The sequence below is a fragment of the Modestobacter excelsi genome, assembly GCF_005930495.1.
Taxonomy (GTDB): Bacteria; Actinomycetota; Actinomycetes; order Mycobacteriales; family Geodermatophilaceae; genus Modestobacter; species Modestobacter excelsi.
Genome location: NZ_SJEX01000017.1, coordinates 1 through 22,675, shown reverse-complemented (window position 1 = coordinate 22,675; position 22,675 = coordinate 1). Strand labels below are relative to the sequence as shown.

Genomic DNA, 22,675 nt, shown 5'->3' with positions numbered 1-22,675 from the left:
CAGGGAGGAGCCCCCATGACCGACGACAGCGCCGCCGACCTGCTCGCCGGACCGGCGGTGACCGTCGCCGGCAGCACACCCCGTCCGGCCCTGCTGGGGAGACCCGTGCCCAAGGCCGTCGTCGTCACCGGTGCCAGTGGCGGGATCGGCCGGGCCTTCACCGTCGCGTTCGCCCGCCGCGGCGACCGGGTGGCCCTGCTCGCCCGGGCCGAGGGCCGGTTCAGCGGGTCGGTCAGTCGGGCGGCGTGCGGCAGGTGGTCACCGCGAAGGTCTCCAGGCTGCTCCGCACGTCGTCGGCGGGGGTGAGCACGAGCGGCCGGGGAGCGCCCTCCCCCAGCGCGACGACCAGCCCGATCAGCCCGGTCCGGTAGCTCTCGCCCAGGGCGTGCACGTCGCAGCGGGCCGGCACCATGTCGACCTCGAGGACCGCGGAGCCGTCGACGAGGGTGGGCAGCGGGCCCACGGCGGTGATGTCGTAGACGGTGTTCGACCCGGTGCCGGTGACGTGGACCGGGTCGGTCCCGGTGAGCCGGCGCAGCTCGATCGACACGCGCATCGCGGGCCCCCGAACCGTCCGGACGGGCTGCGCCGCGACCACCGTGATGTCGGCCTGGCCGCGCAAGGCCTGCTCGGCGCAGTCCTGGTCGTGCAGCCGCTGCACCAGGCCGTCGTCCTCCAGGGGCACCTCCACGGTCCGCTGCGCCCCGGTCCCGTCGCGCAGCCGCAGCGAGACGACCGGGGCGGCGGGCGGCACCGTGCAGTCGGCGGGGCCCATGGTCACCGGGAGGTCCAGCCCGGGCGCCGGGACCAGCACGGCGCCCGGGCCCAGCGCGGGCTCGGTGGTCAGTCCCGGGGCGCGCAGGTCCAGGCCCTCGACCACCAGACCGGCGTTCGCCGCGACCAGCCGGACCTCCAGCCGGTGCCGCTCCACGTCCCGGCGGAACTGCAGCAGCCGACCGCGCACGCCCGCCTGCGCGTCCCCCGCGACCGCGGCGAGCCCGGGAGCCGGCGGATCGGCGGTCGGCGGGTCGACGGTCGAGGCGCGGGTGGGTGTTCCGGCGGACGGCGTCGCCCCTGGGGCGGCGTCGGAGGCGGCGGGGCCGCAGGACGTCGTCGCCAGGCAGGCCAGGGCCAGCACAGCTGCTGCCCGCGACGGGCACCTCCGGACAAGCCCGGCCGGCATCGCGCCTCCTCCCGTCCGCGCGAGCCCCACCTCGCATGCCGACGCCGACGCTTCAGCGTGGGTGCACGCCGCCGGTCGCGCAAGGTGCTGACCGGCCCGAGGTCGCCCCGCTCAGCCGAGCCAGTCGACCGCCTCCCGGACGACGTCGGCGGGGACCGCGTGCGGCCCGGCGAACTCCCGGTAGGTGACCTCGTACCCGTCGTCGCGCAGGTCCGGCACGATCTCCCGGCTGGTCCGGTCGATCGGGAGGACGTCGTCGGCGTCGCCGTGGGAGACGAACACCCGCGGCGTCCCCACCCGCGGTGTCCCCGGCGGCACGAAGCCCGGTGAGAACGCGACGACCCGACGGAACAGCTCGCCGTTGGCCAGCCCCAGGCCGAGCGCGTACGAGGCGCCGTCGGAGAACCCGGCGACGGCCACCCGACCGACGTCCACCGTGAAGGCGGCGAAGACCCGGGCCAGGGCGCGGTCGACGAGCGCGGCGTCGGGCCCGTACCTGCCGCGGACGGCGTCCCACGTCGGCCTCCGGGACGCCGGCGCGAGGAGCAGCAGGCCGCGTTCGTCGGCCAGCGGTCGCAGCAGGGACAGCCCGGCCTCCGCGTCCCCGCCCGCTCCGTGCAGCGTCACCACCAGCGGCAGGGCCGCGTCCGGGGTCCCGGTCGGCGGGACGTGCACCAGCGGGTCCCGTCGGGCCACGAGACCCAGCGGGTGCGTGCCCGGGACCGTGGCCAGCCCGCCGGAGGCACCGGCCGGCCCGGCACCCGGTCGCGCGGTGAGGACGGCGGCGTCCCCGCCTCCCCCGCCCAGGACGCCGCCCGGCAGCCGGGTGCCGCAGGCTGCGAGCACCCCGGCGGCCGCCAGCTGGCCGGCCGCCGCGAGGAGCCCCCTGCGGGTGAGCACGGACCTGCTCTACCCCCGCCGGGCCGCGCGGAGTCACGACCGGGCGGGACGACGGCGCTCGGGACCGCCGGGAAACCCGCCGTCCCGGCCTAGGCTGCCGGGGAGGAACGCGACAGCGAGGCGGACCGACCATGAGCCAGCGACCCCGGTGCTGCGACAGGCCCGGCGGGGCCGCGGCCCGGTCCCGGGGGTGGCGGCCGTGACCGACCTCGCGCTCTCGGCGGAGGCGCGGCTGGAGCGCCTGCTGGACCGGCTGCTCCGGTCGGCGGAGACCCTCCTCGCGGCCGGGGAGCTGGAGCTCGCCCGGTCCACCGCCGAGGAGGTCCGCGCCGTCGACCCGGACAACCCGCGCGCGGCCTCGGTGCTGCGCCGGGTGTCGGCCCGCCAGCTGGGACCGTCCGGCGAGCGGGTGCTGATGACCCTGCTGTTCTCCGACCTGGTCGGCTCCACGATGCTGTCCGAGCGGGTGGAGCCCGAGCAGCTCCGCGACCTGTTCGGCTTCTACCGGACGGCGGCCCGGGAGGCCGTCGACCGGTACAGCGGCTACGTCATGCAGTACTCCGGCGACGGCATCCTCGCCGGGTTCGGGCACCCCACCACCCACGAGGACGACGCCCGCCGGGCGGTGCTGGCCGCGCTCGACCTGCTGGTGACCATGCGGGACGCCCGGCCCGAGCTGGACCGCCGCTTCGGGGTGGCCCCCGAGCTGCGGGTGGGCCTCCACACCGGCCGGGTGGTGGTCACCGACCTGAGCGGGGACGACGGCGTCGCCGAGCGGGACTCGATCGTCGGGCTGGTCCCCAACCTGGCCGCCCGCGTCCAGCAGGCGGCCGACCCGGGCATGGTGGTGATCAGCGACGTCACCCAGCAGCTGGTCGACGCCGACTTCGTCCTGCACTCCCTGGGCGAGCGGCACCTCAAGGGGATCAGCCGGCCGGTCGAGGTCTTCGCCGTGGAGCGGCCCCGGTACGCCGCGGCCCGGTTCGAGGCCGAGCGCTACCGGCAGGCCGGCCTGGTCGGGCGGGACGCCCCGCGGGACCGGCTGCTCTCGGCGTGGGGCGTGGTGCGGCGGACGACCGGGCCGTCGTCGGCCGCCACCTTCCTGATCGTCGGCGAGGCGGGCATCGGCAAGTCCCGGCTGGTGGCGGAGGTGCTCGACCGGGTGGAGGCCAGCGGGGGCCGGGTGCTCGGCGCGGCGTGCCTGCCCTACCACGCGAACGTCTCGCTCTGGCCGATCGCGCAGATGCTGGAGCGCGAGGTCGGCGCGGTGTCCGACGACGCCGAGCGGCTGCCCGCCCTACTCGCCCACCTCGACCAGCTGGGGGTGGACCCGGCCGGGTCGGTGCCCTTCCTCGGCCCCCTCCTGGGGATCCCGCCGACGCCCGAGCACCCGGCGCCCGCGCTGGACCCCACCGCGCTGCTCGACGAGACCCTCGACCGGCTCGCCGACTGGGTCGCCGCCCGGACCGCCCGGCCGCCGTACCTGGTCGCCGTCGAGGACCTGCACTGGGCCGACCCCTCCACCCTGGAGCTGCTGGGGCGGCTGGTCGGCCGGCAGCTGCCCGGCGTCCTGCTGGTCGCGACCAGCCGGGAAGACGCGGTGGTGCCCTGGCGGGACGCCGCCGAGGTCCTGCAGCTGCGGAGGCTGGACGGGTCCGCCGCCACGCGGCTGGTGGAGAACCTCACAGCCGGGCGGGGACTCGGCGCGGACCAGCGGGCCTCGATCATCGCGCACGCCGAGGGCATCCCGCTGTTCCTGGAGGAGCTGACCCGGTCCAGCCTCGACGAGCACCGCTCCGACCCGATGCCGCTCCGGTTGCAGGAGCTGTTCACCTGGCGGCTCAAGGCGCCGGGCATCGACCTCCGCGTGGTCCAGGTCGCCGCCACCGTGGGGCCGACCTTCGACGCCGCGACGGTCTCGGCGGTGGTCGGCGACCCCGCCGCCGTCGCCGAGCAGCTCGGGCTGCTGGCCGAGCAGGGGATCGTCGAACCGGCCGGCCCGGCGGTGGCCAGCTACCGCTTCCGGCACGCCCTGATGCGCGATGCCGCCTACGAGACCCAGGTGCTCGACGTGCGCCGCGAGACGCACGCCCGGGTGGCCGACGCCCTCACCGGGGCCGGCGCCGAGCCGGCCCTGATCGCCCAGCACCTGGACCTGGCCGGCGCCGCTGCTCGCGCCGCCGCGCTCTACCTGGTCTCCGCCCAGGCCCAGCACGCCCGCGGGGCGCACACCGAGGCCACCGAGCTGCTCACCCGGGCTCTGGAGCTGCTGGAGACCCTCCCGGCGTCGGAGGACCGCGACCTCAGCGAGCTCACCGCCCGGCTGCTGCGGGGGCTGAGCGTCAGCTCGATGCACGGCTACGCCGCTCCGATGGTGCAGTCCGACCACCGGCGCGCCGAGGAGCTCGCCGTCCGGCTGGGGCGACCGGAGGTGCTGCCCGCGCTGATCGCGCTGTGGGCCTACCGCTTCACCAGCGGCGGCCTCACCACGGCCCGCGAACTGGTCGACCGGCTCACCGGCATGGTGCGCCAGCCTGCCTTCGCCGGGTTCGAGCCGGAGGTGGCGACGTGCGCCGGGTTCACCGACCTGCACCAGGGCCGGCTCCTGTCGGCCCCGGTGCACCTGGAGCGTGCGCTGGCCGGCTTCGCCGCCCGGCCGCCGGAGGCGGTGGTCTCCCGGGTGTGGCCGCTGCCCAACGACCCGGTGGCGGGGGCGGCCATCGCGCTGGCGTGCGTGAGTGCAACGCGGGGCGAGCTCGACGACGCGGCGCGGTGGGAGGCGCAGGCGCTTCGCCGGGCCGGGGAGATCGGACCGCCGCTCGGCCCGTCGAGCCTGGCGTTCGTCCAGGTCTACGCCGCCTGGATCCGCCGCTTCCTCGGCAACGACGAGGGCACACGGCGGCTCGGCGCCGAGGTACTCGCCCTCGGCCGGGAGCACGGCTACGCCTTCTGGACGGCGCTCGGCGCGGTGTACCTGGCCGCCCCCGAGCCCGGGGACGAGCCGGACCGCGCGTTCGTGGAGCAGACCGTCGGCACGCTGCGGCTCATGGGGCACGAGTCCTTCGCCGCCTCCCACCTGATCTACCTCGCCCGCCTGGACGCGGCCGCCGGGGACCTCGACAGCGCCGCCGGGCACATCTCCGACGGCTTGGCCGCGGTGCGGGAGGCGGCCGAGCACCTGCACCTGCCCGGGCTGCTGCGGCTGCGGGCGGTCTACGCGCTGGCCCGGGGGGCGGCGGCCGAGGAGGCGGTGGCCGACCTGCGGGAGGCCGTCCGGGTGTCGATCGAGCAGGGCAACCGGGTGAGCCGGCTGCGCGCGGCGCTGGAGCTCGCGGCGATCCCGCCGCCGGCCCGGCCCGACGACTGGCGCACGGTCCTGGCGGAGGCGCGCGCGGACATGCCGGCGTCCTTCGTCAGCGACTGGGCGGCGGCCGCCGACGCCCTGCTGGACCCGTGACTCAGCGCCGCCGGGGCAGCACGACGCGGGCGCGGGTGACGTCGTCCGCGGAGGTCAGGGTGAGCCGGCCGTGGTGCTTCTGCGCCACCACGGACAGCGAGGTCGCCAGCCCCAGCCCGGTGCCCTCCCCGACCGGCTTGGTGGTGTAGAAGGCGTCGAAGGCCCGGGCCAGCACCTCCGGCGGCACGGTCGGCCCGCTGTCCTCCACGTCGACCACCACCGCGTCCTCCTCCCCGCAGGTGCGGACCGTCACCGTGCCGCCGGGCTCGACGGCGGACAGGGCGTTGTCCAGCAGATTGGTCCACACCAGCGCCAGGTCGGCGGGCCAGCCCTGGACCACCTGCGGGGTCGGGTCGAGGTCACGGACCAGTCGCACCCCGGCGGGCACCTTGTGCCGGAGCAGCACGAGCGCCTGCTCCAGGCTGGCGTGCACGTCGACGTCGGTCATCGACTCGTCGGCGGAGTAGGCCAGCGGGCGCACCCCCGACACGATCCGGGACAGCTGGTCGGCGCCGGCGGAGACCTCGTCGAGGAGGGCGGCGACCTCCCCGGCGCGGGCGGTGCCGTGCACGGCCGGCCCCCGCTCGGCCGCGGGGAGGGCGTCCAGCGCCGTCCGCAGCGCGGCCGGGTCGATGCCCAGCCGCACCAGCCGCGCGGCGGCGTCCCAGCCGCGGTCCACCCCGGCGGCGGCGAGGACGTCGGTGAGCGCCCGTTCGGCGTCCGCGCGGAGCAGCGGGTCCTCCGGTGCCGGTACCGCGCCGACCAGCCGCTGCAGCGGCTGCTCGGCGCCCGTGGCCTCCGCCAGCAGCGACCGCAGCCGGGAGGCGCCCCGCTGCACGGCGCTCGCCGGGTTGTTCAGCTCGTGCAGCAGGCCCGCCGACAGCGTGCCGAGCGCGGCCATCCGCTCGTGCTGGCGCACCAGCCCCTCCTCGACGTCGAGCCGCCGGGTGGCGGCCAGCAACAGCGCCCGGGCCGACTGCGGATGGGTGAGCAGCCGGTCCAGCGCCTCGGCGCCGATCCGCTGGACCCGGGCGCGGGTGCGGGCGCGGACCGTCGCGGAGCGGGGCCGGCGGTGCGCGATGCCGAGCTCGCCGAGCAGGTCCCCGGCGGCGCACACGTTGAGCAGCACGTCGGAGCCACCGACGTTCCGGGCCACCTCCAGCTCGCCGTCCAGGACGACGTACATCGCCTCCGGTGGGGAGCCCTCGGCCATCAGCACCTCGCCGGGCGCCAGGTCGACGGTGCGGCTGGTGGCGGCCAGGACGTGGAGGTCGGCCTCCGGCAGCTCCGCGAACAACCGGGAGCCCCGCAGCGCGGTGGCGAGGTCCCGGTCCGGGGCCAGGGTCACCGGGAGCTCAGCCGCTGGTGGGCGAAGCGGACCGCCATCGCCCCCTCCCCCACCGCCGACGCGATCCGGGTGCCCGACCCGTGCCGGACGTCGCCGGCCGCGAACACCCCCGGGACGGAGGTCTCCAGCGGCAGCGGCGGGACGGGCAGCGGCCAGTCCGGCGGGACGATGCCGCCGTCGGTCCCCAGGTCGGTGCCGGTGAGCAGGAACCCGCGCTCGTCGCGCCGGACGACGCCGTCCAGCCAGCTGGTCCGGGGTGCCTGGCCGATGAAGACGAACAGCGCGTCCGCCGGGGTCTCCCGGTCGTCGGTGCCCGAGCGGAGCCGCAGGCCCTCCAGCCGCCGGGTGCCCAGCGCGCCGGCCACCTCCGTCCGGTACTCGACGGTGATCTTCTCCTCGGCGGCCAGCCGGTCGACCAGGTACCGGGACATGGTCGACTCCAGGTCGGCGCCGCGGATCAGCACCGTCACCGAGGCGGCGAACTGGGAGAGGAACAGCGCGGCCTGCCCGGCCGAGTTCCCGCCGCCCACCACGAACACCCGGTCGCCCTGGTGGTCGACGCCCTCGGCCCGGCCCGCTCCGTAGTAGACGCCGACCCCGGTGAGCCCGGCGGCCCCGGGCACGTCGAGCGTGCGGTAGTTGACGCCGGTGGCGACCAGCAGGGTCGAGGCGCTGACCTCGCTGCCGTCCTGCAGCGCGACCACCGTGTAGGGGTCGGCCCGGCGCACCCCGACCACCTCGGCGGGGACGAGCAGCTCCGCGCCGAACCGGATCGCCTGCTCCCGGGCGCGCATGGTCAGGTCCGCGCCGGAGAGGCCGACCGGGAAGCCCAGGTAGTTCTCGATCCGGCTGGAGGTGCCCGCCTGCCCGCCGGGAGCGCTGCACTCGACCACCAGCGTGGACAGGCCCTCGGACGCGCCGTACACGGCGGCGGCCAGGCCGGCCGGCCCGGCGCCCACCACCACCAGGTCGTAGCCGGGCCGCTCGGCGCGGGCCCGCAGCCCGATGCGGGCCCCCACCTCGTGCAGGTCGGGCTGGACGAGCACCTCCCCGTCGTCCAGCACGACCACCGGCAGCGCGCCGGCGTCGAGCTGGGCCACGTCGAGCAGCTCCCGGGCCTGCGCGTCGGTCTCCACGTCCAGCCAGTGGTAGGGGACCAGGTTCCGGGCCAGGAACTCCCGCACCGCGTGGCTGGCCTGCGACCACCGGTCGCCGATCACCCGCAGGTTCGCCACGGGTGGCGGCGGCCGCCAGGTCTGCAGCAGGTCGTCCAGCACCGGGTAGAGCCGGTCCTCCGGCGGGTCCCACGGCTTGAGCAGGTAGTGCTGGACGTCGGCGTCGTTGATCGCCTTGATCGCCGCGTCGGTGTCGGCGTAGGCGGTGAGCAGCACCCGGCGGGCCTCCGGGTGCAGCTTGCGCGCCGCCGCCAGCAGCTCCACGCCGCTCATCCCGGGCATCCGCTGGTCGACCAGGAGCAGCGCCACCGGGTCCTCGCGCAGCCGCAGCCGGCGCAGCAGGTCCAGGCCCTGCTCCCCGGAGGACGCCGTGTACACCTGGTAGTGCTCGGCGTACCGCGCCCGCAGGTCCCGCTCCACAGCGGTCAGCACCGGCCCGTCGTCATCGACGGCCATCAACGCCGGCTTGGTCATGTCGCCTCCTCCACGATCGGTGGGAGTGCGGGGCGACGGGACGGCCGTCGACCCGGGACGGGGGACGAGCAGCGATCTCCTCGGCCGCACCGAGCGCGGCCAGGCCGGCGTCCAGCGCGGCCCAGGGGCCGGCGGTCGCCCCGGCGGTCCGTTCCCGCGGCTCGTCGTCGGCGTCCAGCGCGGCGTGCACGGCGGCGGTCAGCCGGTCGATCGAGGGGCGGAGCAGCGGCTCCCCGACGACGCCCAGCGCCGCCCGGGCCGCGTCGGCGGCGCCGGCCAGCCGGGCCGCCGCCCGGGGCACCCCTCGGGCCAGCACCAGCCCGGCGAGGCCGTCGAGGCAGGTGGCCAGGCCCGCGGCGTCGCGGACCTGCCGGTGCAGCTCCGCGGACTCGGCCAGCCGGTCCCGGGCGGCCCCGAGGTCACCGCCGAGCACCGCGTCGATCCCGAGCCGGTCCAGCACGGCGGCGACCAGCAGCGGGTCGCCGGTGCGGCGGGCCAGCTCCAGCGCCTCCCGGTGGGCCCGGGCCGCGCCGGGACGGTCGCCGACGGCGCCTGCGGCGTCGGCGGCGGACGCCAGGGCGTAGCCGAGCGACCAGGCGTCGCCGCTGCGCCGGAGGGCGGTCCCCGCCTCGGCGAGCAGGCCGGGCAGCCCGGGGTCGTCCGGGGCGCGGGTGCCGGCCAGGGCGACCAGGCCGTGCCCGAGCAGCCAGGGGTCGTCCCGCTCCCGTGCCCCGGCGACGACGCTGGACAGCAGCGCCGCCGCTCCCGCGGCCCGCCCGCGCAGCACCCGGGTCAGGCCGCAGGCCCAGGCCAGCCGCGCCCCGGCGTCCGGGTCGAGGGCTGCGGCGGAGGGCAGCCGGGCGGTCTCCTCGGCGATCTCCGCGAGCGGGACGACCAGGCCGCGCGCCCACCACCAGCGGGCCAGCGGTGCGGCGATCCGGACGACCAGGTCGGCCCGGTCGTGCTCGACCGCCCAGCCCAGGGCGGCGAGCAGGTCGCCGGTCTCCGCCTCCAGCCGGGCCTGCCAGCGGGCGCGCTCGGGCCCCAGCAACCCGGCTCCCGCCGCGGGGGCCACCGCCGCCAGGTGCTCGGCCAGCCGCAGCCGGGTCCGGTCCTCCTCACCCCGCTCGCGCAGCTGCTCCTCGGCGAAGGCCCGCACCAGCGCCGACATGCGGAACCGCGGCTCCCCCTCCCCGGTGTCGGTGGCGGTCAGCATGCTGTGCGCGACCAGCGCCGACAGGCTCTCCAGGACGTCGAGGTCGCCGTGGACCGCGCCGATGTGCTCGGCGGTGTCCAGCGTGCAGCCGCCGGTGCACGGCGAGAGCCGGGCGAGCAGCGTCCGGTCGGGGTCGTCGAGCAGGTCGTGGCTCCAGGCGATCGTCGTCCGGAGGGTGCGCTGCCGGTCCGGGGCATCCACGTCCGGGTCGCGGAGCTCCAGCGCCTGGTCCAGTGCGGCGGTCAGCCGGCGGACCAGCAGGGCGGGCGGCAGCGTCCGCACCCGGGCGGCGGCCAGCTCCACCGCGAGGGGCAGGCCCTCGAGCCGGCGGACGACCTCGGCCACCGCCGCTGCGTTGGCCGCCGTCACGGTGAACGACGGGTCGGCGCGACGGGCGCGGGCGGTGAACAGCTGCACGGCGGGCGCCGTCGCCACGACGTCCGGCGACGTCTCCCCCGCACCCGGGACGGCGAGCGGGCCGAGCGGCACGTCGTGCTCCCCGCGCAGGCCCAGCAGGCTGCGGCTGGTGACCAGCAGCTGGGTGCCGCCGCAGCGGCTCAGCAGGTGCCAGAGGTCCGGGGCGGCGGCCAGCACCTGCTCGGCGTTGTCGATCACGAGCAGCGCGCGCCGGCTGGCCAGCCGCTCGACGACGAGCTCCAGCACCGGCCCCTCGGCGGGGACCCCGATCGCGGCGGCGACCAGGCTGGGGACGGCTGCAGGGTCCCGCGCCGCGGCCAGGTCGACCCACCAGACGTCGTCCCGCTCGCCGACCAGGTCCTCGGCGGCGGCCAGCGCCAGCCGGGTCTTGCCGGTGCCGCCGGGGCCGGTGAGCGTCACCAGCCGCACGGCCGGGTCGCGCAGCAGCCCCAGCACCATCGCCCGCTCGTCGGTGCGGTCGACCAGGGGGGCCACCGGGGTGGGCAGCCGGCCGGGGACGGGGCCCGGCGGGGCCCGCCGGGCGGCGAACCGCTCCGACAGCAGGACGGCCAGGTCCTCGGAGACGAGCTCGCGCAGCGACGCCGGGTCGTCGTAGGAGGACGTGGACACGTCGCCCGCGGCCTGCATCCGGTCGATGAGCGCGCTGAGCCGGGGGTCGCGCGCGGGTGCCGACCGCCGGACGTAGACCAGCCGGGGCATGCCGGCCGAGAACTCGTACTCGTCCTCCAGGCCGGACACCTCCATGTCGGGGGCCACCCAGCCGTAGGACTCCCCGTAGACGCCCACGAAGACGTCGCTCTGCGACAGGTAGGCGCGGTACAGGGCCCGCGGCGGGTGCGCCCGCGCGCCGAGCTCGAACAGCACGGGGATCAGCCGCAGCCCGGTGACGGCGTCGCGGACCGCCTGCCGCTCCTCGGCCAGCTCCACCATGGTCGAGGAGATGAAGACCCGCAGGCGCTGGTCCGGGGTGGGGATCGACCGCGCGCCGTTCCCAGCACCGGGCGGCGGTCGGTCCACCGGCCCACCTCCCGGGGGAGCAGTGGCGTGGTCGCCAGCGAGCATGGCGCACCGCGGGCACCCGCGCCAGGGTCTCAGCCGGGAGCGAGCGAGACGCCGAAGCCGCGCACCGCCAGGCGGAGCAGCACCGGGCCGGGCCGGAGCAGGTCGGCGACCCGGCCGTCGCTGAGCGTCTCGAGCTCGGCCAGCCGGCGCCGGTACTCCCGGTCGCCGGCCAGCCGCGCCTGGTGCAGCACCGTGGTGTTGGCCCACACCTTGCGCCGCGACTCCCGCAGGAAGACCCGGGTGGCGAGGTGGTTGACCGGGGTGAGCAGCCGGTCCAGCCAGGTGCGCGGGTCACCCGCCCGCTGCAGCTCGAGGTCCTCGGTGGCCACCCGGGAGGCCAGCACGCCGTCGATCCGCTCGTGGTCACGCCGGCGCCGGGCCATCGCCTCCGGGTCGGCGAACTCCTCGGTCGGGATGACCCGGACCAGCGACTGCGGCAGGTCGAAGTTGATGTGCGCGTTGACGCCGAGCAGCACGTGCCCCTCCGGGCGCAGCGTCGGCGAGGCCGCGAACGCCCGCCGCCACGGCGCCGGCGCGGTGGCCGGGTCCCGGCGGGAGGCCTCCAGCGCGTCGAGGTAGAGGCCGGCGAAGTCGACGTCCCACGCCTCGACCCAGTCGGGGTCCTCGAACAGCCCCTCGCCCAGCGCGCCCGCCACCGCCCGGGTGATCCGCAGGTAGGTGCCGAGGAAGAACCGGCCCGGGTCGCCGTCGTCCTCCAGCGAGGTCAGCAGCGCCACCATCCGCGCGATGAGGTCGTGCACCGTCTCGCCCACGCGGCCTCCTCAGCCTGTGCTGGGGAGAGGCTCCCGCGCCGGGTACGTCGCCGTCCAGCCTCCCGGGGGGTCCTCAGCCGGCCGCCCCGCGCCAGCGGAGGAGCTCCAGGGCGGTGGCGACGGCGAGGACGTCGTCGGCCAGCGGCCGTGGGAGCAGGTCGTCGGCGCGGGCCAGCCGGCGCAGCACGGTGTTCCGGTGCGTGTAGAGCTGCTGCGCCGTCCGGGTGGCGTTGCCCAGCTCGCGCACGTAGGTCAGCACCGTCTGCTGCGGCTCGGGGTCGGCACCGAGCAGGCCGCCGAGGGTGTCGGCGAGGAACTCGTCGACCCGGGTGGGCTGACTGGTCAGCAGCGCGACGAGCTGGGCGTCCTCGTAGCGGGCGACCTGCTGCGGCGAGGTGAGCCGGGCGAGCACCTGCTGGGTGGTGGCCGCGTCCAGGTGGCTGCGCCGGAAGCCGTCGACGTCGCTGCCCGGCCGACCGGCAGCCACACCCACAGGGCGGTGGCGCCGGCCACCACGGTCAGCCGCCGCGCGGCGCCACCGGCCCGCATGGTCGCCTCCGCCGCGGCCTCCAGCTGCTCCGGCACCCCGACCCCCGAGCCGCCCCAGACGATCAGCGCCGTGTGGCGGCCCGGTGAGCCCGTAGCCGAGCTGGGCCTCGGCCCGGGCCCGGCCCAGCGGCGCGCCCTCCAGCAGCAGCGAGACCGCGGCCCGCCGTTCGGCGTGCGCACCGCGGGTCAGCTCGGCCCGCTCGGCGGCCATCCGCGCCGCGGCCACGGAGGTGCACTCCGTGCTGGCAGCAGGTGGCCGGGGTCACGCACAGTGGAGTCAGTCGTCCCCGATGCTGGAGCTCCCATGACCCTCCCGACCCCGGTCGAGCACCTCGACGTCCTCGTCGTCGGTGCCGGCATCTCCGGCATCGGCGCCGCGTACCACCTGCAGCGCGACCACCCGCAGCGCAGCTTCGCGCTGCTCGAGGCGCGGGCGGCCACCGGCGGAACGTGGGACCTGTTCCGCTACCCGGGCATCCGGTCGGACTCGGACCTGCACACCTTCGGCTACGAGTTCAAGCCGTGGCGGGACGAGCGGTCCATCGCCGGGGCCGACCGGATCCTGGCCTACCTCCGGGAGACCGCCGCCGAGCACGGCATCGACCGGCACGTCCGGTTCCACTCGACGGTGCTCAGCGCCTCGTGGTCCTCGGCGGAGGCGCGCTGGACCGTCGAGGTGGAGCGCACCGGCACCGGCGAGCGGACGACGCTCACCTGCGGCTGGCTGTTCTGCGCGGGTGGCTACTACCGCTACGACGAGGGCTTCACCCCGCACTTCGAGGGGCGTGAGCGCTTCGCCGGGCCGATCGTGCACCCGCAGCACTGGCCCGCGGACCTGGACACCGCCGGCAAGCGGGTCGTGGTCATCGGCAGCGGCGCCACCGCGGTGACCCTGGTGCCCGCGCTCGCGGAGACCGCCGGGCACGTGACCATGCTGCAGCGCACCCCGAGCTACGTGCTGCCGGTGCCGGCCGAGGACAAGCTGGCCAACCGGTTGCGGAAGGTGCTCGGCGAGGAGCGCGCCTACCCGATCGTGCGGCGCAAGAACATCGCCAAGGGCCGGTTGATCTGGCGCTTCTGCCAGGAGCACCCGGAGCGGGCGCGGAGGTTGATCCGCTGGGTCAACACCAAGCACCTGCCCGAGGGCTATCCGGTCGACGAGCACTTCAACCCGCCCTACGGGCCCTGGGACCAGCGGCTGTGCGCCGTCCCGGACGGCGACCTGTTCCGCACCATCCGGGAGGGGACGGCGGAGGTGGTCACCGACCGGATCGCCACCTTCACCGAGCGGGGCGTGCAGCTGGCGTCCGGCCGCGAGCTGGCGGCCGACGTCATCGTGACCGCCACCGGGCTGAACGTGCAGGCCCTCGGGGGCATCCGGTTGACCGTGGACGGCGCCGAGGTGCGGCTGCCCGAGACGGTCGCCTACAAGGGCATGATGCTGTCCGGCGTGCCCAACCTCGCCTACGCGATCGGCTACACCAACAGCTCCTGGACGCTGAAGGTCGGCCTGCTCTGCGAGCACTTCACCCGGCTGCTGCGGCACATGGACACCCACGGGTACGACACCTGCCGACCGGAGCTCGCGGACCCGGCCATGCCCACCCGGCCGTTCCTGGACTTCGGTGCGGGCTACATCCGGCGCGCGGTCGACCAGCTGCCCCAGCAGGGGGACCGGGTGCCGTGGCTGACCTCGATGGACTACCGCACCGACGTGGAGCTGCTGCGGGCCGACAGCGTCGTCGACCCCGAGCTGCACTTCTCCTGCGCCGCGGTCCGGGCGGGGGTGGGCGCGTGACCGCCCCGACCTCCGGTCCGGTGCGCGCCGAGGACACCTCCGGCGACCGGTTCGCCGACCTGCCGGCCGGGCCGCGGCTGTGCCACCGGACCGAGGGGCCCGACGACGGCGTCCCGCCGGGCCGGCTCCGCCAGCTGCTCGCCCGGCCGCGTCCCGACGCCTACGACCTCGCCGACATGGCCGCGGACACCGTCGGGCTGCTCCAGCACCTGGGGATCGACCGGGTGCACCTGGTCGGCATGTCGATGGGCGGGATGATCGCGCAGACCGTCGCCGCCCGGCACCCCGACCGGGTCGCCAGCCTCACCTCGATCTCCTCCACCACCGGGGACCGGCGGGTCGGGCAGCCGGCCCGGTTCACGCTGGTCCGCCTGGCGCGGGGCCCGGCGCGCACGGTGGAGGAGTCGGTGCAGCGGCACCTGGGGATGCTGCGGCACATCGGCTCGCCGACCGCGCTGCCCGACGACGACCTCGAGCGCGCGTGGGCCGTCGGGTTCTGGGAGCGCGGCGGCGGCGTCGCCGCCCGGGCCGGCGTGCCCCGGCGGATCAGCGCCATCCAGGCCTCCGGCGACCGCACCGCCGAGCTGCGGCGGATCACCGCGCCGACGCTCGTCGTCCACGGCTCGACCGACCGGATGGTGCACCCGACCGGCGGCCGGGCGACGGCCGCCGCCGTCCCGGGCGCCCCCCTGCCGGCAGGAGCACCCCGATGAGCACCGTGGCCGGCAAGGTCGCCGTCGTCACCGGCGCCGGGTCCGGCATCGGCCGGGCGCTGGCCCTCGAGCTGGCCCGGCGCGGCGCGCGGCTGGCGCTGTCCGACGTCGACGAGGCAGGTCTGGCCGCGACCGCCGACCGGGCCCGAGCCCTCGGCGCCGAGGTGCACACCTCCCGGCTGGACGTCGCCGACCGGGCTGCCGTGCTGGCCCACGCGGCCGCGGTCGCCGACCACTTCGGCGTCGTCCACCAGGTCTACAACAACGCCGGGGTCGCCGGCGGTGGCACCGTGCTGGACAGCGACTGGGAGGACTACGACCGGATCCTCGGCATCAACCTCTTCGGCGTCCTGCACGGCACGAAGGCGTTCCTCCCCCACCTCATCGCCTCCGGCGACGGGCACGTGGTGAACGTGTCCAGCCTGAACGGGATCATGGCGCAGGCGTCGATCAACGCCTACAGCGCAAGCAAGTTCGCCGTCCGGGGGTTCACCGAGGCGCTGCGCAGCGAGATGCTGCAGGCCGGGCACCCGGTGCAGGTCACCGTGGTGCACCCGGGCGGGGTGCGGACCAACATCTCGACGGCGGCGGTCGAGCGGGCCCGGGAGCGCGGTGTGCTGACCCCGGAGGACGAGCGGCGGGCGGCGCTGTACGACGACAAGCTGCTGCGGATGCCGCCGGAGCAGGCGGCGCGGACCATCGTGGCCGGCGTGGAGGCCGGGCGACCGCGCATCCTGGTCGGCAACGACGCCAAGGTCGTCGACCTGCTGGTCCGGCTGCTCCCCCGGGCCTACCCCCGGCTCGCGGTGGCCGTCCAGCGGCGGGCACAGCGGACCTGAGCGGCCGGGGTCAGCCGGGCAGGCCCCTGCCGCAGGTCGGCCAGGCGCCCTTGCCCTGCGCGGCCAGCACCTCCTCCGCGACGGCGATCTGCTCGGCCTTGGTGGCCAGGTCCGCGCGGGCGGCGTAGGCCGCACCGCCGTAGGCGTTCCAGGTCGACTGGCCGAACTGCAGCCCGCCGTAGTAGCCGTTGCCGGTGTTGATGCTCCAGTTGCCGCCGGACTCGCACGCTGCGACGGCGTCCCAGTCGTGCGCGGCCGGGGCGGGCGCCGGCGCGGCGGGAGCCGGTGAGGGGCTGGTCGTCGGCCGGGCCGGGGTCGGCCGTGCGGTGCTCGGCGGTGCGGCCGGCGCCTGGGCGGGAGACGGCGGCGCGGCCGGGGCCGGGGCCGGGGCCACCGAGGTCTGCGCCGCCTCGGCCTGCGCCGCCTCCTGCTGGGCGGCCTCCTGCTGGGCGGCCTCCTGCTGGGCGGCCTCGGCCGCGGCGGTGCGCTGGTCCTGCAGGGCCACCAGGGTGGTGCGGGCCTGGTCGAGCTGGGCCTGCAGAGTGGCCTGGTCCGCGGCGGAGGCGTCGGCCTGCCGGCGGGCGTCGGCCTCGAGCCGCTCGGCCGCGGCCAGGTCGTCGGCGGCCTGGTCCTCGAGCCCGGCCGCCGCGGCCAGCGCGTCCCGCGCCGCCGCCGAGGCGTCGTCGGCCTGCTGCTGGACGACGGTGAGCCGGCCCACGACGTCGGCCCGGCCCTGCCCGACGGCGTCGAGGAGCGCGGCCCGCTCGAGCAGCTGGTCCAGCCCGCCGGCGGTCACCAGCGCCTGCAGCCCCGGGGAGGTGCTGCCGTCCTTGTAGCTGCTCCGGGCGAACGCCGCGACGTCGGCGCGGGCGCCCGTCAGCTGCTGCTGCGCCTGCCGGGTCGCCGCCTGCGCGGTGTCGGCGGCCACCTGGGCGCGCTGCTGCTCGGCGAGGTCCTGCTCGTACGCCGCCCGGGCGGCGTCGGCGGAGGCGTGCGCGGAGGTCACCGCCTGCTGCGCGGCGCCGGCCCGGGCCAGCAGCCGGCCGACCTCGGCCGCGGCGGCGTCCGCGGTCTGCTGAGCCGCGCTGACCTCGGCGTCGGTGGGGGCCTGCGGCGCCGCCGACGCCGTCCCGGGGGCGGTGCCGACCGCGAGGGCCACGGCGACCGCGATGCCGGCGGTGCGGCCCGCCGGCCGACGGCGCACGGCCGCACTGGTCCCTGCTCCCTGGTGCACTGAACGCCCTCTCCCCGTGTGCCCGGTCCCCTCGCGGGGACCGCTGCGCGACCCCGGCGCTGACCGGATCGGCACGACCGCCCGGGTGCTCGAGGGTCCGGCGCGCGTGGCCCCCACCTCCGGGTGACCCCGGGTGCACGGTAGGTGCCGTCCCGGCCGCCGCTCCGGCCGGGCGTGTCAGCGGCGGCGCCGGGCCCGGGCGGCCTCGGCCAGCTCGGCCAGCACCAGCTCCGTCGTCCCGGGGTCGACGCAGGCGTCGGTGACGCTCTTGCCGTACTGCAGCCTCCCGGGGTGCCGGCGGTCCAGGTCCTGCCGCCCGGCGACGAGGTTGCTCTCCACCATCACGCCGCGGATGGCCTGCTCGCCCCCCGCGACCTGCCCGGCCAGGTCGGCGACGACGTCGACCTGGCGCCGGTGGTCCTTCTGGCTGTTGCCGTGCGAGGCGTCGACCACGACGACCTCGGGCAGGCCCCGGGCCGCCAGCCGCCGCTTGGTGTCGGCGATGTGCCGCGCGGAGTAGTTCGGCCCGTCCTTGTCGCCGCGCAGGATGACGTGGCCGGTGTCGTTGCCGGTCGTCGACAGCTGCGCGCTGACCCCGTGGTGGTCGACGCCGAGGAACTCGTGCGGGGCCCGGGCGGTCAGCACCGCAGAGATGGCGGCCTCGATGCTGCCCTCCGGGGAGTTCTTGAAGCCGACGACGGAGGAGAAGCCGGAGACCCGCTCCCGGGCGGTCTGGTCGGTGACGTTGCGCGCGCCGACGCCGTTGTAGGTGACGAGCCCGTTCACGTACTGCGGGGTGAGCGCGTTCAGCGGCTCGGCGGCCACCGGCACACCGAGGGCGGTGATGCGGCCCATCAGCAGCCGGGTGGCGACGAGCCCGACGCTGATCCGGCTCGAGCCGTCGAGGAACGGGTCGTAGGCGAAGCCCTTCCAGTCCACCTCGGTCCGCGGCTTCTCGGTGTAGGTCCGCATCAGGACCTCGAGGTCCGCGCCGTGCCGTTCCCGCATCCGGGCGATGAACCCGGCGTATTCCAGGGCGGCAGCCGGGTCGTGGATCGAGCAGGGGCCGGCGATGACCGCCAACCGGTCGTCGCGCCCGGTGACGATGTCGGTGACCGCCCGGCGGCCGGCGCGGGTGGTCGCCGCGGACTCGGCCGACAGCGGGACGACGGTCGCGACCGCCGCCGGGGTGACGACGACGCTGGAACCGGTGATCCGGGCGTTGACCAGGTCGGAGAGGTCGACGTCGTCGCCCGGTGCGACGCCCAGCTGCTGCTCGACGGCGGGCAGCAGCTCCGCGAGGGTCGCGTCGATCTGCCCGTTCACCTGGGTCTGGACCTCCAGCAGCAGGTCGGCGACGCGTGTCGCCAGGTCCAGGATCTGGTCGGCCGGGATGGGGTGCCTCCTCCGTCGTCGCGGTCGCCGGCCCCTCGGGGGAGCGCCCCGCCCGGGGCCGGCACGGTCCCAGCATCCCTGGCGCGGGACCGGCACCGGCACCCGGTCTCCACCGCGGTCACGTGCGGACGCCTCGCTCCTGGACGACGGCACCGTCGGGCCCCGTCGCCGGAACCGGCCACCTCCAGACCGCCCAGGACCTCGCATGATCGCCATGCGGTACCGGATCACCCTGCCCGCCGACCGCGACATGGGCGTCATCCGCCACCGTGTCGCCAGCACGGGGCAGCTGCTGGACGCCTGCCCCGACGGTGCCGCGCTGACCCGGGGTCAACCCGGGCCGGTGGCCGCCTGGACGACGGGCACGCCCAGCTGCACCAGCCGCACCACCACCTCGTGGGTGGGCGGGGCGTCGGTGACGATCCCGGCGACGTCGGACAGCGGCAGCACCGTGAACGGGGAGGCAGCGCCGATCTTCTCGGTGCTGGCCAGCACGTACGTGTCCGCGGCCCGCCGGGCCAGCGCACGCTTCATGGCCGCCTCGTCGGCGTCCCCGGTGGTCAGCCCGCTGTCCGGGTGCACACCGGTCACGCCCAGCAGGAACAGGTCGGCGTTGACCGCCGCGGCGGCCTCGACCGCTGCCGCCCCGCAGGTGACGGCGGAGTGCTTGAACAGCCGGCCCCCGAGCACGTAGACCTCCACGCCCGGGTGGTCGACCAGCGCGGCGGCGACGGTGGGGCTGTGCGTGACGATCGTCGCGTCGAGGTCCCGCGGCAGGGCCGAGGCGACGGCGAGCGCCGTCGTGCCCCCGTCGAGGACGACGGTGCTCCCCGGGGCGATCAACCGCACGGCGGCCGCGGCCACCCGCGCCTTGCTGTCCACGGCCACGCCCTGCCGGGTCGCGTAGTCCGCGGCCGCCGGTGAGGCCGGGAGGGCGCCGCCGTAGACGCGCTGGCACAGCCCCGCGGCCGCCATCTCCCGCAGGTCGCGCCGGACGCTGTCCTCGCTCAGGCCCAGCTCGCCGGCCACGTCCTTGGCGATGACCCGGCCGTCGCGACGCAGCCGGTCGAGCAGCAGCTCCCTGCGCTCGGTGACGAGCACGCCGACCTCCTCTGCACGGTACTTCACGTTTCTGCCTGCTTCAGCGTACTCTCCGGCGCCATGACCACGACGCAGCAGCCGTTGCTCATCCTCATCGCGGGCCCGTACCGGTCGGGCACCGGCGGCGACCCCGCCCTCATGGCGGCCAACCTGGCCCGGCTGGAGGAGGCGGCCTGGCCGTTGTTCCGGGCCGGGCACGTCCCGATGATCGGCGAGTGGGTCGCCCTGCCGGTCCTCCGCAGCGCCGGGGCCGACGTCGACGACCCGTTGGCGGAGCAGGTGCTGTACCCCGCGGCTGCCCGGCTGCTGGCCCGGTGCGACGCGGTGCTGCGCCTGCCGGGAGGGTCGACCGGCGCTGACCAGGACGTCGCGATCGCGCGGGGGCGCGGGCTGCCGGTGTACCACCGCATCGAGGACGTCCCCGGCGTCCTCGTCGTGGACGCGGCATGACCGCGTCCAGGGCCGGCCGGCGGCTGGGTCCCGGCCTGCACGTCCCGGACGCGCGCGGCCGCACCGGCCTCGACCGCGTCGGGCGGGACCTCACCGGCAACCCGGACGTCCGCGTCCGGGACGTCGAGCTGCTGGCGGCGGCCTGGCACGTGCTGCGCCGCACGACCCTCGAGGTGCGGCGCGGCGACGGGACCTGGCAGGTGCAGCAGCGGGAGACCTACGACCGCGGCAACGGCGCCACCGTGCTGCTGTACGACCCGGACCGCCGCACCGTGCTCCTGGCGCGGCAGTTCCGCTATCCCGTCTACGTCAACGGCCACCCCGACGGGGTGCTGCTGGAGACCGCCGCCGGCCTCCTGGACGACGACGACCCCGCCACCGCGATCCGCCGCGAGGCCGCCGAGGAGCTCGGGGTCGTCATCGGCGAGATGCAGGAGGTCTTCCAGGTCTACATGAGCCCCGGCTCGGTGACCGAGCGCCTGCACTTCTACGCCGCGCCCTACTCCCCCGGCTCGCGCGCCGCCCGGGGCGGCGGGCTCGCCGAGGAGGGCGAGGACATCGAGGTGTGCGAACTCGGCTTCGACGACGCGCTCGCCGGGACCACCGACGGCCGCATCGTGGACGCCAAGACGATCATGCTGCTGCAGTGGGCGGCGCTGTCGGGACCCTTCTCCGCCGCCGCCTGAGCAGTTCCGCCTCGACGAGCTCGTCCGCCAGGGGCTCAGCGCCCAGGACGACCCCGGCACGTGGTCGCGGACCCGGCGGCCCGCTACTCCGGCGCGGAGCTGGCGGAGCGGACGCTGCCGCCCCGCGACGCCGCCGTCCTCTCCGCGACGCGGTCCGCCGACAGGCTCACCCGGAACCACGCTGCGGCTGCAGTCGAGTGGTCTCCCGGCGGGTCATATTCCGAATCGACACCGTCCTGTTCACTGAGAGCGATGGCGCGCCCGCAGGTTGTTGACTGCTCCGCCGCAGGCCGCTTGCGTGCACGTACCGGGCGCTGAACAGCGGCGTCCCGACGCCGGGGAGTGCGCATGCCGATCTGGACGGTGGGGACGACGGAGGGCCAGGACGAGCGGATCGAGGCCGACCTGCTGACGACCGAGGGCGGCGCGCTGCTCGCCCTGTCGGACGAGGGGCTCATGCTGCGGGCCTGGGCTCCGGGACAGTGGCGGACGGTCGGCCACCTCACGGGCCGGGACGCCCACCCCGCCGGCACGGCGCACGTCCACGACTCGGTGGTGGTCGGGCTGCCCCGCCGCTGAACGGGGCTCCACTCCGGGCGCCCCAGGCCGCAGGATGGACCTGTGTGCACCGTGGTGGTCCGCTGGTCCGCAGGACACCCCGTCCGGGTGCTGGCGCTGCGGGACGAGCTGACCAGCCGCCCGTTCGACGACCCCGCACGGTGGTGGCCCGATTTCCCGGACGCCGCCGGCGGCCGCGACCGGGCCGCCGGGGGGACCTGGTGCGCGACCGACATCCGGAGCGGGGCCACCGCGCTGGTCCTCAACCGACCCCAGGGCCGGGCAGCCGAGGCAGGAGCACCGAGTCGCGGCGTCCTGCCGCTGCTCGGGGCCACGTACGGGGCCGGCTGGCGGGCACACGTACGCGTCGAGGGGATGGCCGCCTTCCTGCTCGTCCTGGCGACACCCGAGCGGCTGGTCACCTGGGACGTCGACGGCGACGTGGTGCAGGAGACCGAGCACGCCCCCGGGACGGTCATGGTCACCTCGGGCGGCCCGGAGGACCGCAAGGCCGAGCGGCACCTGGCTGCGTTCCGGGCCGCCGACCCCGACGACTGGCCCGGCCTGCTGCGGACCGGACCCCCGGCGGACGACCCGGGCGCCCTGGTCGTGCGGCACGAGCGGGACGGCCAGGTGTTCGCCACCGTCTTCGGCGAGCTGCTCGAGGCAGCTCCCGGGCTGCTCCGGCTGTCGCACAGCCGTGAGCCGTGGACGACCCGCCCCTGGACCGACCTCACCCTCGCCGGCGGGTGACCGACGATCGGGCGCGGCTGGCCGCTGCTGACCGGTGAGCGGGGCGAGTACGAGCCCGCCGCCGGCATCGACGCGCAGGAGCGTCCGGACACCATGGCCCGGTCCGCCGACGACACCCCGCTGTCCTGGAGCCGCGCCGGGTCCATCCGGCTGGCCCGGGCCATCGACGCCGGCCGGCCGATCGACACCCCGGAGCTGGTGGCCTGCCGGTACGGGACGTCGCTCTGCCGGCGGTGACCCGCCGCGGTCCCCGCGGTCAGGAGTCCGGGGACAGCTCGTCGCGTCCGGGCTCGAGACCTCCAGGCCGGAGTTCAGGAAGCCCATCGCCACGGCGACCGTCCCCAGGCGCCTCGCGCACCACACGGGCCCCCGTCCGGCGCACGGTCAACATCTGACGAACCGGACCGGTTCGTCTCGTTCGCTGCTGTGCTCGCGCTGACCGTCACCATTCCGTTACGGTCAGTCTCAACACGGACGCGCACCGTTGTCGGCGACGAGCTGGCCTGCGCATCCCCGTGGACCGCCACCGAGAGGAACGACGTGTCCCTGCCCCAGCGCTCCCCCGCTCCGACC

20 protein-coding genes and 1 pseudogene are annotated in these 22,675 nt (G+C 76.7%); 11 read left to right on the top strand and 10 right to left on the bottom strand.

Going from position 1 to position 22,675, the window contains the following annotated elements:
* Positions 1 to 15 precede the first annotated feature (15 nt).
* Positions 16 to 306 carry an SDR family NAD(P)-dependent oxidoreductase gene (locus FHL80_RS26175; RefSeq protein ID WP_246078549.1) on the top strand — a complete coding sequence of 97 codons (291 nt, stop codon included), beginning with the start codon at positions 16 to 18 and terminating at the stop codon, positions 304 to 306.
* On the opposite strand, the gene FHL80_RS08325 is transcribed toward FHL80_RS26175, so the two are convergent.
* Positions 233 to 1,183: a hypothetical protein gene (locus FHL80_RS08325; RefSeq protein ID WP_138732962.1), complete on the bottom strand. Its 951-nt coding sequence runs from the start codon at positions 1,181 to 1,183 to the stop codon at positions 233 to 235. The genes FHL80_RS26175 and FHL80_RS08325 overlap by 74 nt on opposite strands.
* A 111-nt stretch (positions 1,184 to 1,294) precedes the next feature.
* Positions 1,295 to 2,083 (bottom strand): alpha/beta hydrolase, encoded by a 789-nt coding sequence (locus FHL80_RS08320; protein ID WP_138732961.1) that lies wholly within the window; start codon positions 2,081 to 2,083, stop codon positions 1,295 to 1,297.
* A gap of 199 nt (positions 2,084 to 2,282) precedes the next feature.
* On the opposite strand from FHL80_RS08320, the gene FHL80_RS08315 reads away from it, so the two are divergent.
* Positions 2,283 to 5,540, top strand: a complete 3,258-nt coding sequence (locus FHL80_RS08315) for an ATP-binding protein (RefSeq protein WP_138732960.1) — start codon at positions 2,283 to 2,285, stop codon at positions 5,538 to 5,540.
* A gap of 1 nt (position 5,541) precedes the next feature.
* Here the strand turns inward: FHL80_RS08315 and FHL80_RS08310 are convergent, their stop codons facing one another.
* The 5 genes from FHL80_RS08310 to FHL80_RS08290 all read right to left on the bottom strand — a co-directional run bounded on the left by FHL80_RS08310 (position 5,542) and on the right by FHL80_RS08290 (position 12,801).
* Positions 5,542 to 6,888: a sensor histidine kinase gene (locus FHL80_RS08310; protein ID WP_138732959.1), complete on the bottom strand. Its 1,347-nt coding sequence runs from the start codon at positions 6,886 to 6,888 to the stop codon at positions 5,542 to 5,544.
* Positions 6,885 to 8,537: an FAD-dependent oxidoreductase gene (locus FHL80_RS08305; protein WP_138732958.1), complete on the bottom strand. Its 1,653-nt coding sequence runs from the start codon at positions 8,535 to 8,537 to the stop codon at positions 6,885 to 6,887. Before FHL80_RS08305 ends, FHL80_RS08310 begins: the two co-directional genes overlap by 4 nt.
* The gene (locus tag FHL80_RS08300) at positions 8,506 to 11,208 is read right to left on the bottom strand and encodes an ATP-binding protein (protein ID WP_216870531.1); all 2,703 of its coding nucleotides are present in this window, start codon (positions 11,206 to 11,208) and stop codon (positions 8,506 to 8,508) included. The genes FHL80_RS08305 and FHL80_RS08300 overlap by 32 nt, the downstream gene beginning before the upstream one ends.
* A gap of 74 nt (positions 11,209 to 11,282) precedes the next feature.
* Positions 11,283 to 12,026 (bottom strand): DUF5995 family protein, encoded by a 744-nt coding sequence (locus FHL80_RS08295; protein WP_138732956.1) that lies wholly within the window; start codon positions 12,024 to 12,026, stop codon positions 11,283 to 11,285.
* A gap of 73 nt (positions 12,027 to 12,099) precedes the next feature.
* The gene (locus FHL80_RS08290) at positions 12,100 to 12,801 is read right to left on the bottom strand and encodes a PucR family transcriptional regulator (protein ID WP_246078548.1); all 702 of its coding nucleotides are present in this window, start codon (positions 12,799 to 12,801) and stop codon (positions 12,100 to 12,102) included.
* A gap of 78 nt (positions 12,802 to 12,879) precedes the next feature.
* Here FHL80_RS08290 and FHL80_RS08285 point away from each other — a divergent pair, with 78 nt between their 5' ends.
* From FHL80_RS08285 to FHL80_RS08275, 3 genes are read left to right on the top strand one after another with little or no spacing between them, the layout of a single operon-like run.
* A complete protein-coding gene (locus tag FHL80_RS08285; RefSeq protein WP_138732955.1) occupies positions 12,880 to 14,373 on the top strand; it encodes a flavin-containing monooxygenase in 1,494 nt (497 codons plus the stop codon).
* A complete protein-coding gene (locus FHL80_RS08280) occupies positions 14,370 to 15,086 on the top strand; it encodes an alpha/beta hydrolase (RefSeq protein ID WP_246078547.1) in 717 nt (238 codons plus the stop codon). Before FHL80_RS08285 ends, FHL80_RS08280 begins: the two co-directional genes overlap by 4 nt.
* Positions 15,083 to 15,925: an SDR family NAD(P)-dependent oxidoreductase gene (locus FHL80_RS08275; RefSeq protein ID WP_138732954.1), complete on the top strand. Its 843-nt coding sequence runs from the start codon at positions 15,083 to 15,085 to the stop codon at positions 15,923 to 15,925. The genes FHL80_RS08280 and FHL80_RS08275 overlap by 4 nt, the downstream gene beginning before the upstream one ends.
* 10 nt (positions 15,926 to 15,935) lie before the next feature.
* Here the strand turns inward: FHL80_RS08275 and FHL80_RS26690 are convergent, their stop codons facing one another.
* Together FHL80_RS26690 and FHL80_RS08265 are read right to left on the bottom strand one after the other, a co-directional pair.
* Positions 15,936 to 17,129, bottom strand: coding sequence for a transglycosylase family protein (locus FHL80_RS26690; protein WP_281283446.1), 1,194 nt, complete (start codon positions 17,127 to 17,129; stop codon positions 15,936 to 15,938).
* Positions 17,130 to 17,336: 207 nt separating this feature from the next.
* A complete protein-coding gene (locus FHL80_RS08265; protein WP_246078546.1) occupies positions 17,337 to 18,485 on the bottom strand; it encodes a 3-deoxy-7-phosphoheptulonate synthase in 1,149 nt (382 codons plus the stop codon).
* A 67-nt stretch (positions 18,486 to 18,552) separates the two neighbouring features.
* Between FHL80_RS08265 and FHL80_RS27055 the strand changes: the two are divergent.
* Positions 18,553 to 18,849: pseudogene (locus FHL80_RS27055) on the top strand (DUF4865 family protein); the annotation flags it as partial.
* Between the two features lie 35 nt (positions 18,850 to 18,884).
* Here FHL80_RS27055 and FHL80_RS08255 read toward each other — a convergent pair.
* Positions 18,885 to 19,682 (bottom strand): DeoR/GlpR family DNA-binding transcription regulator, encoded by a 798-nt coding sequence (locus FHL80_RS08255; RefSeq protein ID WP_246078545.1) that lies wholly within the window; start codon positions 19,680 to 19,682, stop codon positions 18,885 to 18,887.
* Between the two features lie 33 nt (positions 19,683 to 19,715).
* Here FHL80_RS08255 and FHL80_RS08250 point away from each other — a divergent pair, with 33 nt between their 5' ends.
* The 5 genes from FHL80_RS08250 (at position 19,716) to FHL80_RS25310 (ending at position 22,339) form a co-directional block, all read left to right on the top strand.
* Complete coding sequence (locus FHL80_RS08250) at positions 19,716 to 20,105, top strand: DUF4406 domain-containing protein (protein ID WP_138732953.1); 390 nt, start codon at positions 19,716 to 19,718, stop codon at positions 20,103 to 20,105.
* Positions 20,102 to 20,791, top strand: coding sequence for an NUDIX domain-containing protein (locus FHL80_RS08245; protein ID WP_138732952.1), 690 nt, complete (start codon positions 20,102 to 20,104; stop codon positions 20,789 to 20,791). Before FHL80_RS08250 ends, FHL80_RS08245 begins: the two co-directional genes overlap by 4 nt.
* Before the next feature lie 348 nt (positions 20,792 to 21,139).
* Positions 21,140 to 21,370, top strand: a complete 231-nt coding sequence (locus FHL80_RS08240) for a hypothetical protein (RefSeq protein WP_138732951.1) — start codon at positions 21,140 to 21,142, stop codon at positions 21,368 to 21,370.
* 42 nt (positions 21,371 to 21,412) lie between these two features.
* Positions 21,413 to 22,102, top strand: coding sequence for an NRDE family protein (locus tag FHL80_RS08235; protein ID WP_246078544.1), 690 nt, complete (start codon positions 21,413 to 21,415; stop codon positions 22,100 to 22,102).
* Positions 22,103 to 22,195: 93 nt separating this feature from the next.
* Positions 22,196 to 22,339 (top strand): hypothetical protein, encoded by a 144-nt coding sequence (locus tag FHL80_RS25310; RefSeq protein WP_216870530.1) that lies wholly within the window; start codon positions 22,196 to 22,198, stop codon positions 22,337 to 22,339.
* Positions 22,340 to 22,675 lie beyond the last annotated feature (336 nt).

Excerpts from the sequence above, each read along its gene's own strand:
- FHL80_RS26175 (WP_246078549.1), top strand. The coding sequence starts at position 16 with ATGACCGACGACAGCGCCGCCGACCTGCTCGCCGGACCGGCGGTGACC.
- FHL80_RS08325 (WP_138732962.1), bottom strand. The coding sequence starts at position 1,183 with ATGCCGGCCGGGCTTGTCCGGAGGTGCCCGTCGCGGGCAGCAGCTGTG.
- FHL80_RS08305 (WP_138732958.1), bottom strand. The coding sequence starts at position 8,537 with ATGACCAAGCCGGCGTTGATGGCCGTCGATGACGACGGGCCGGTGCTG.
- FHL80_RS08285 (WP_138732955.1), top strand. The coding sequence starts at position 12,880 with ATGACCCTCCCGACCCCGGTCGAGCACCTCGACGTCCTCGTCGTCGGT.
- FHL80_RS08275 (WP_138732954.1), top strand. The coding sequence starts at position 15,083 with ATGAGCACCGTGGCCGGCAAGGTCGCCGTCGTCACCGGCGCCGGGTCC.
- FHL80_RS08250 (WP_138732953.1), top strand. The coding sequence starts at position 19,716 with ATGACCACGACGCAGCAGCCGTTGCTCATCCTCATCGCGGGCCCGTAC.
- FHL80_RS08245 (WP_138732952.1), top strand. The coding sequence starts at position 20,102 with ATGACCGCGTCCAGGGCCGGCCGGCGGCTGGGTCCCGGCCTGCACGTC.
- FHL80_RS08240 (WP_138732951.1), top strand. The coding sequence starts at position 21,140 with ATGCCGATCTGGACGGTGGGGACGACGGAGGGCCAGGACGAGCGGATC.
- FHL80_RS25310 (WP_216870530.1), top strand. The coding sequence starts at position 22,196 with ATGGCCCGGTCCGCCGACGACACCCCGCTGTCCTGGAGCCGCGCCGGG.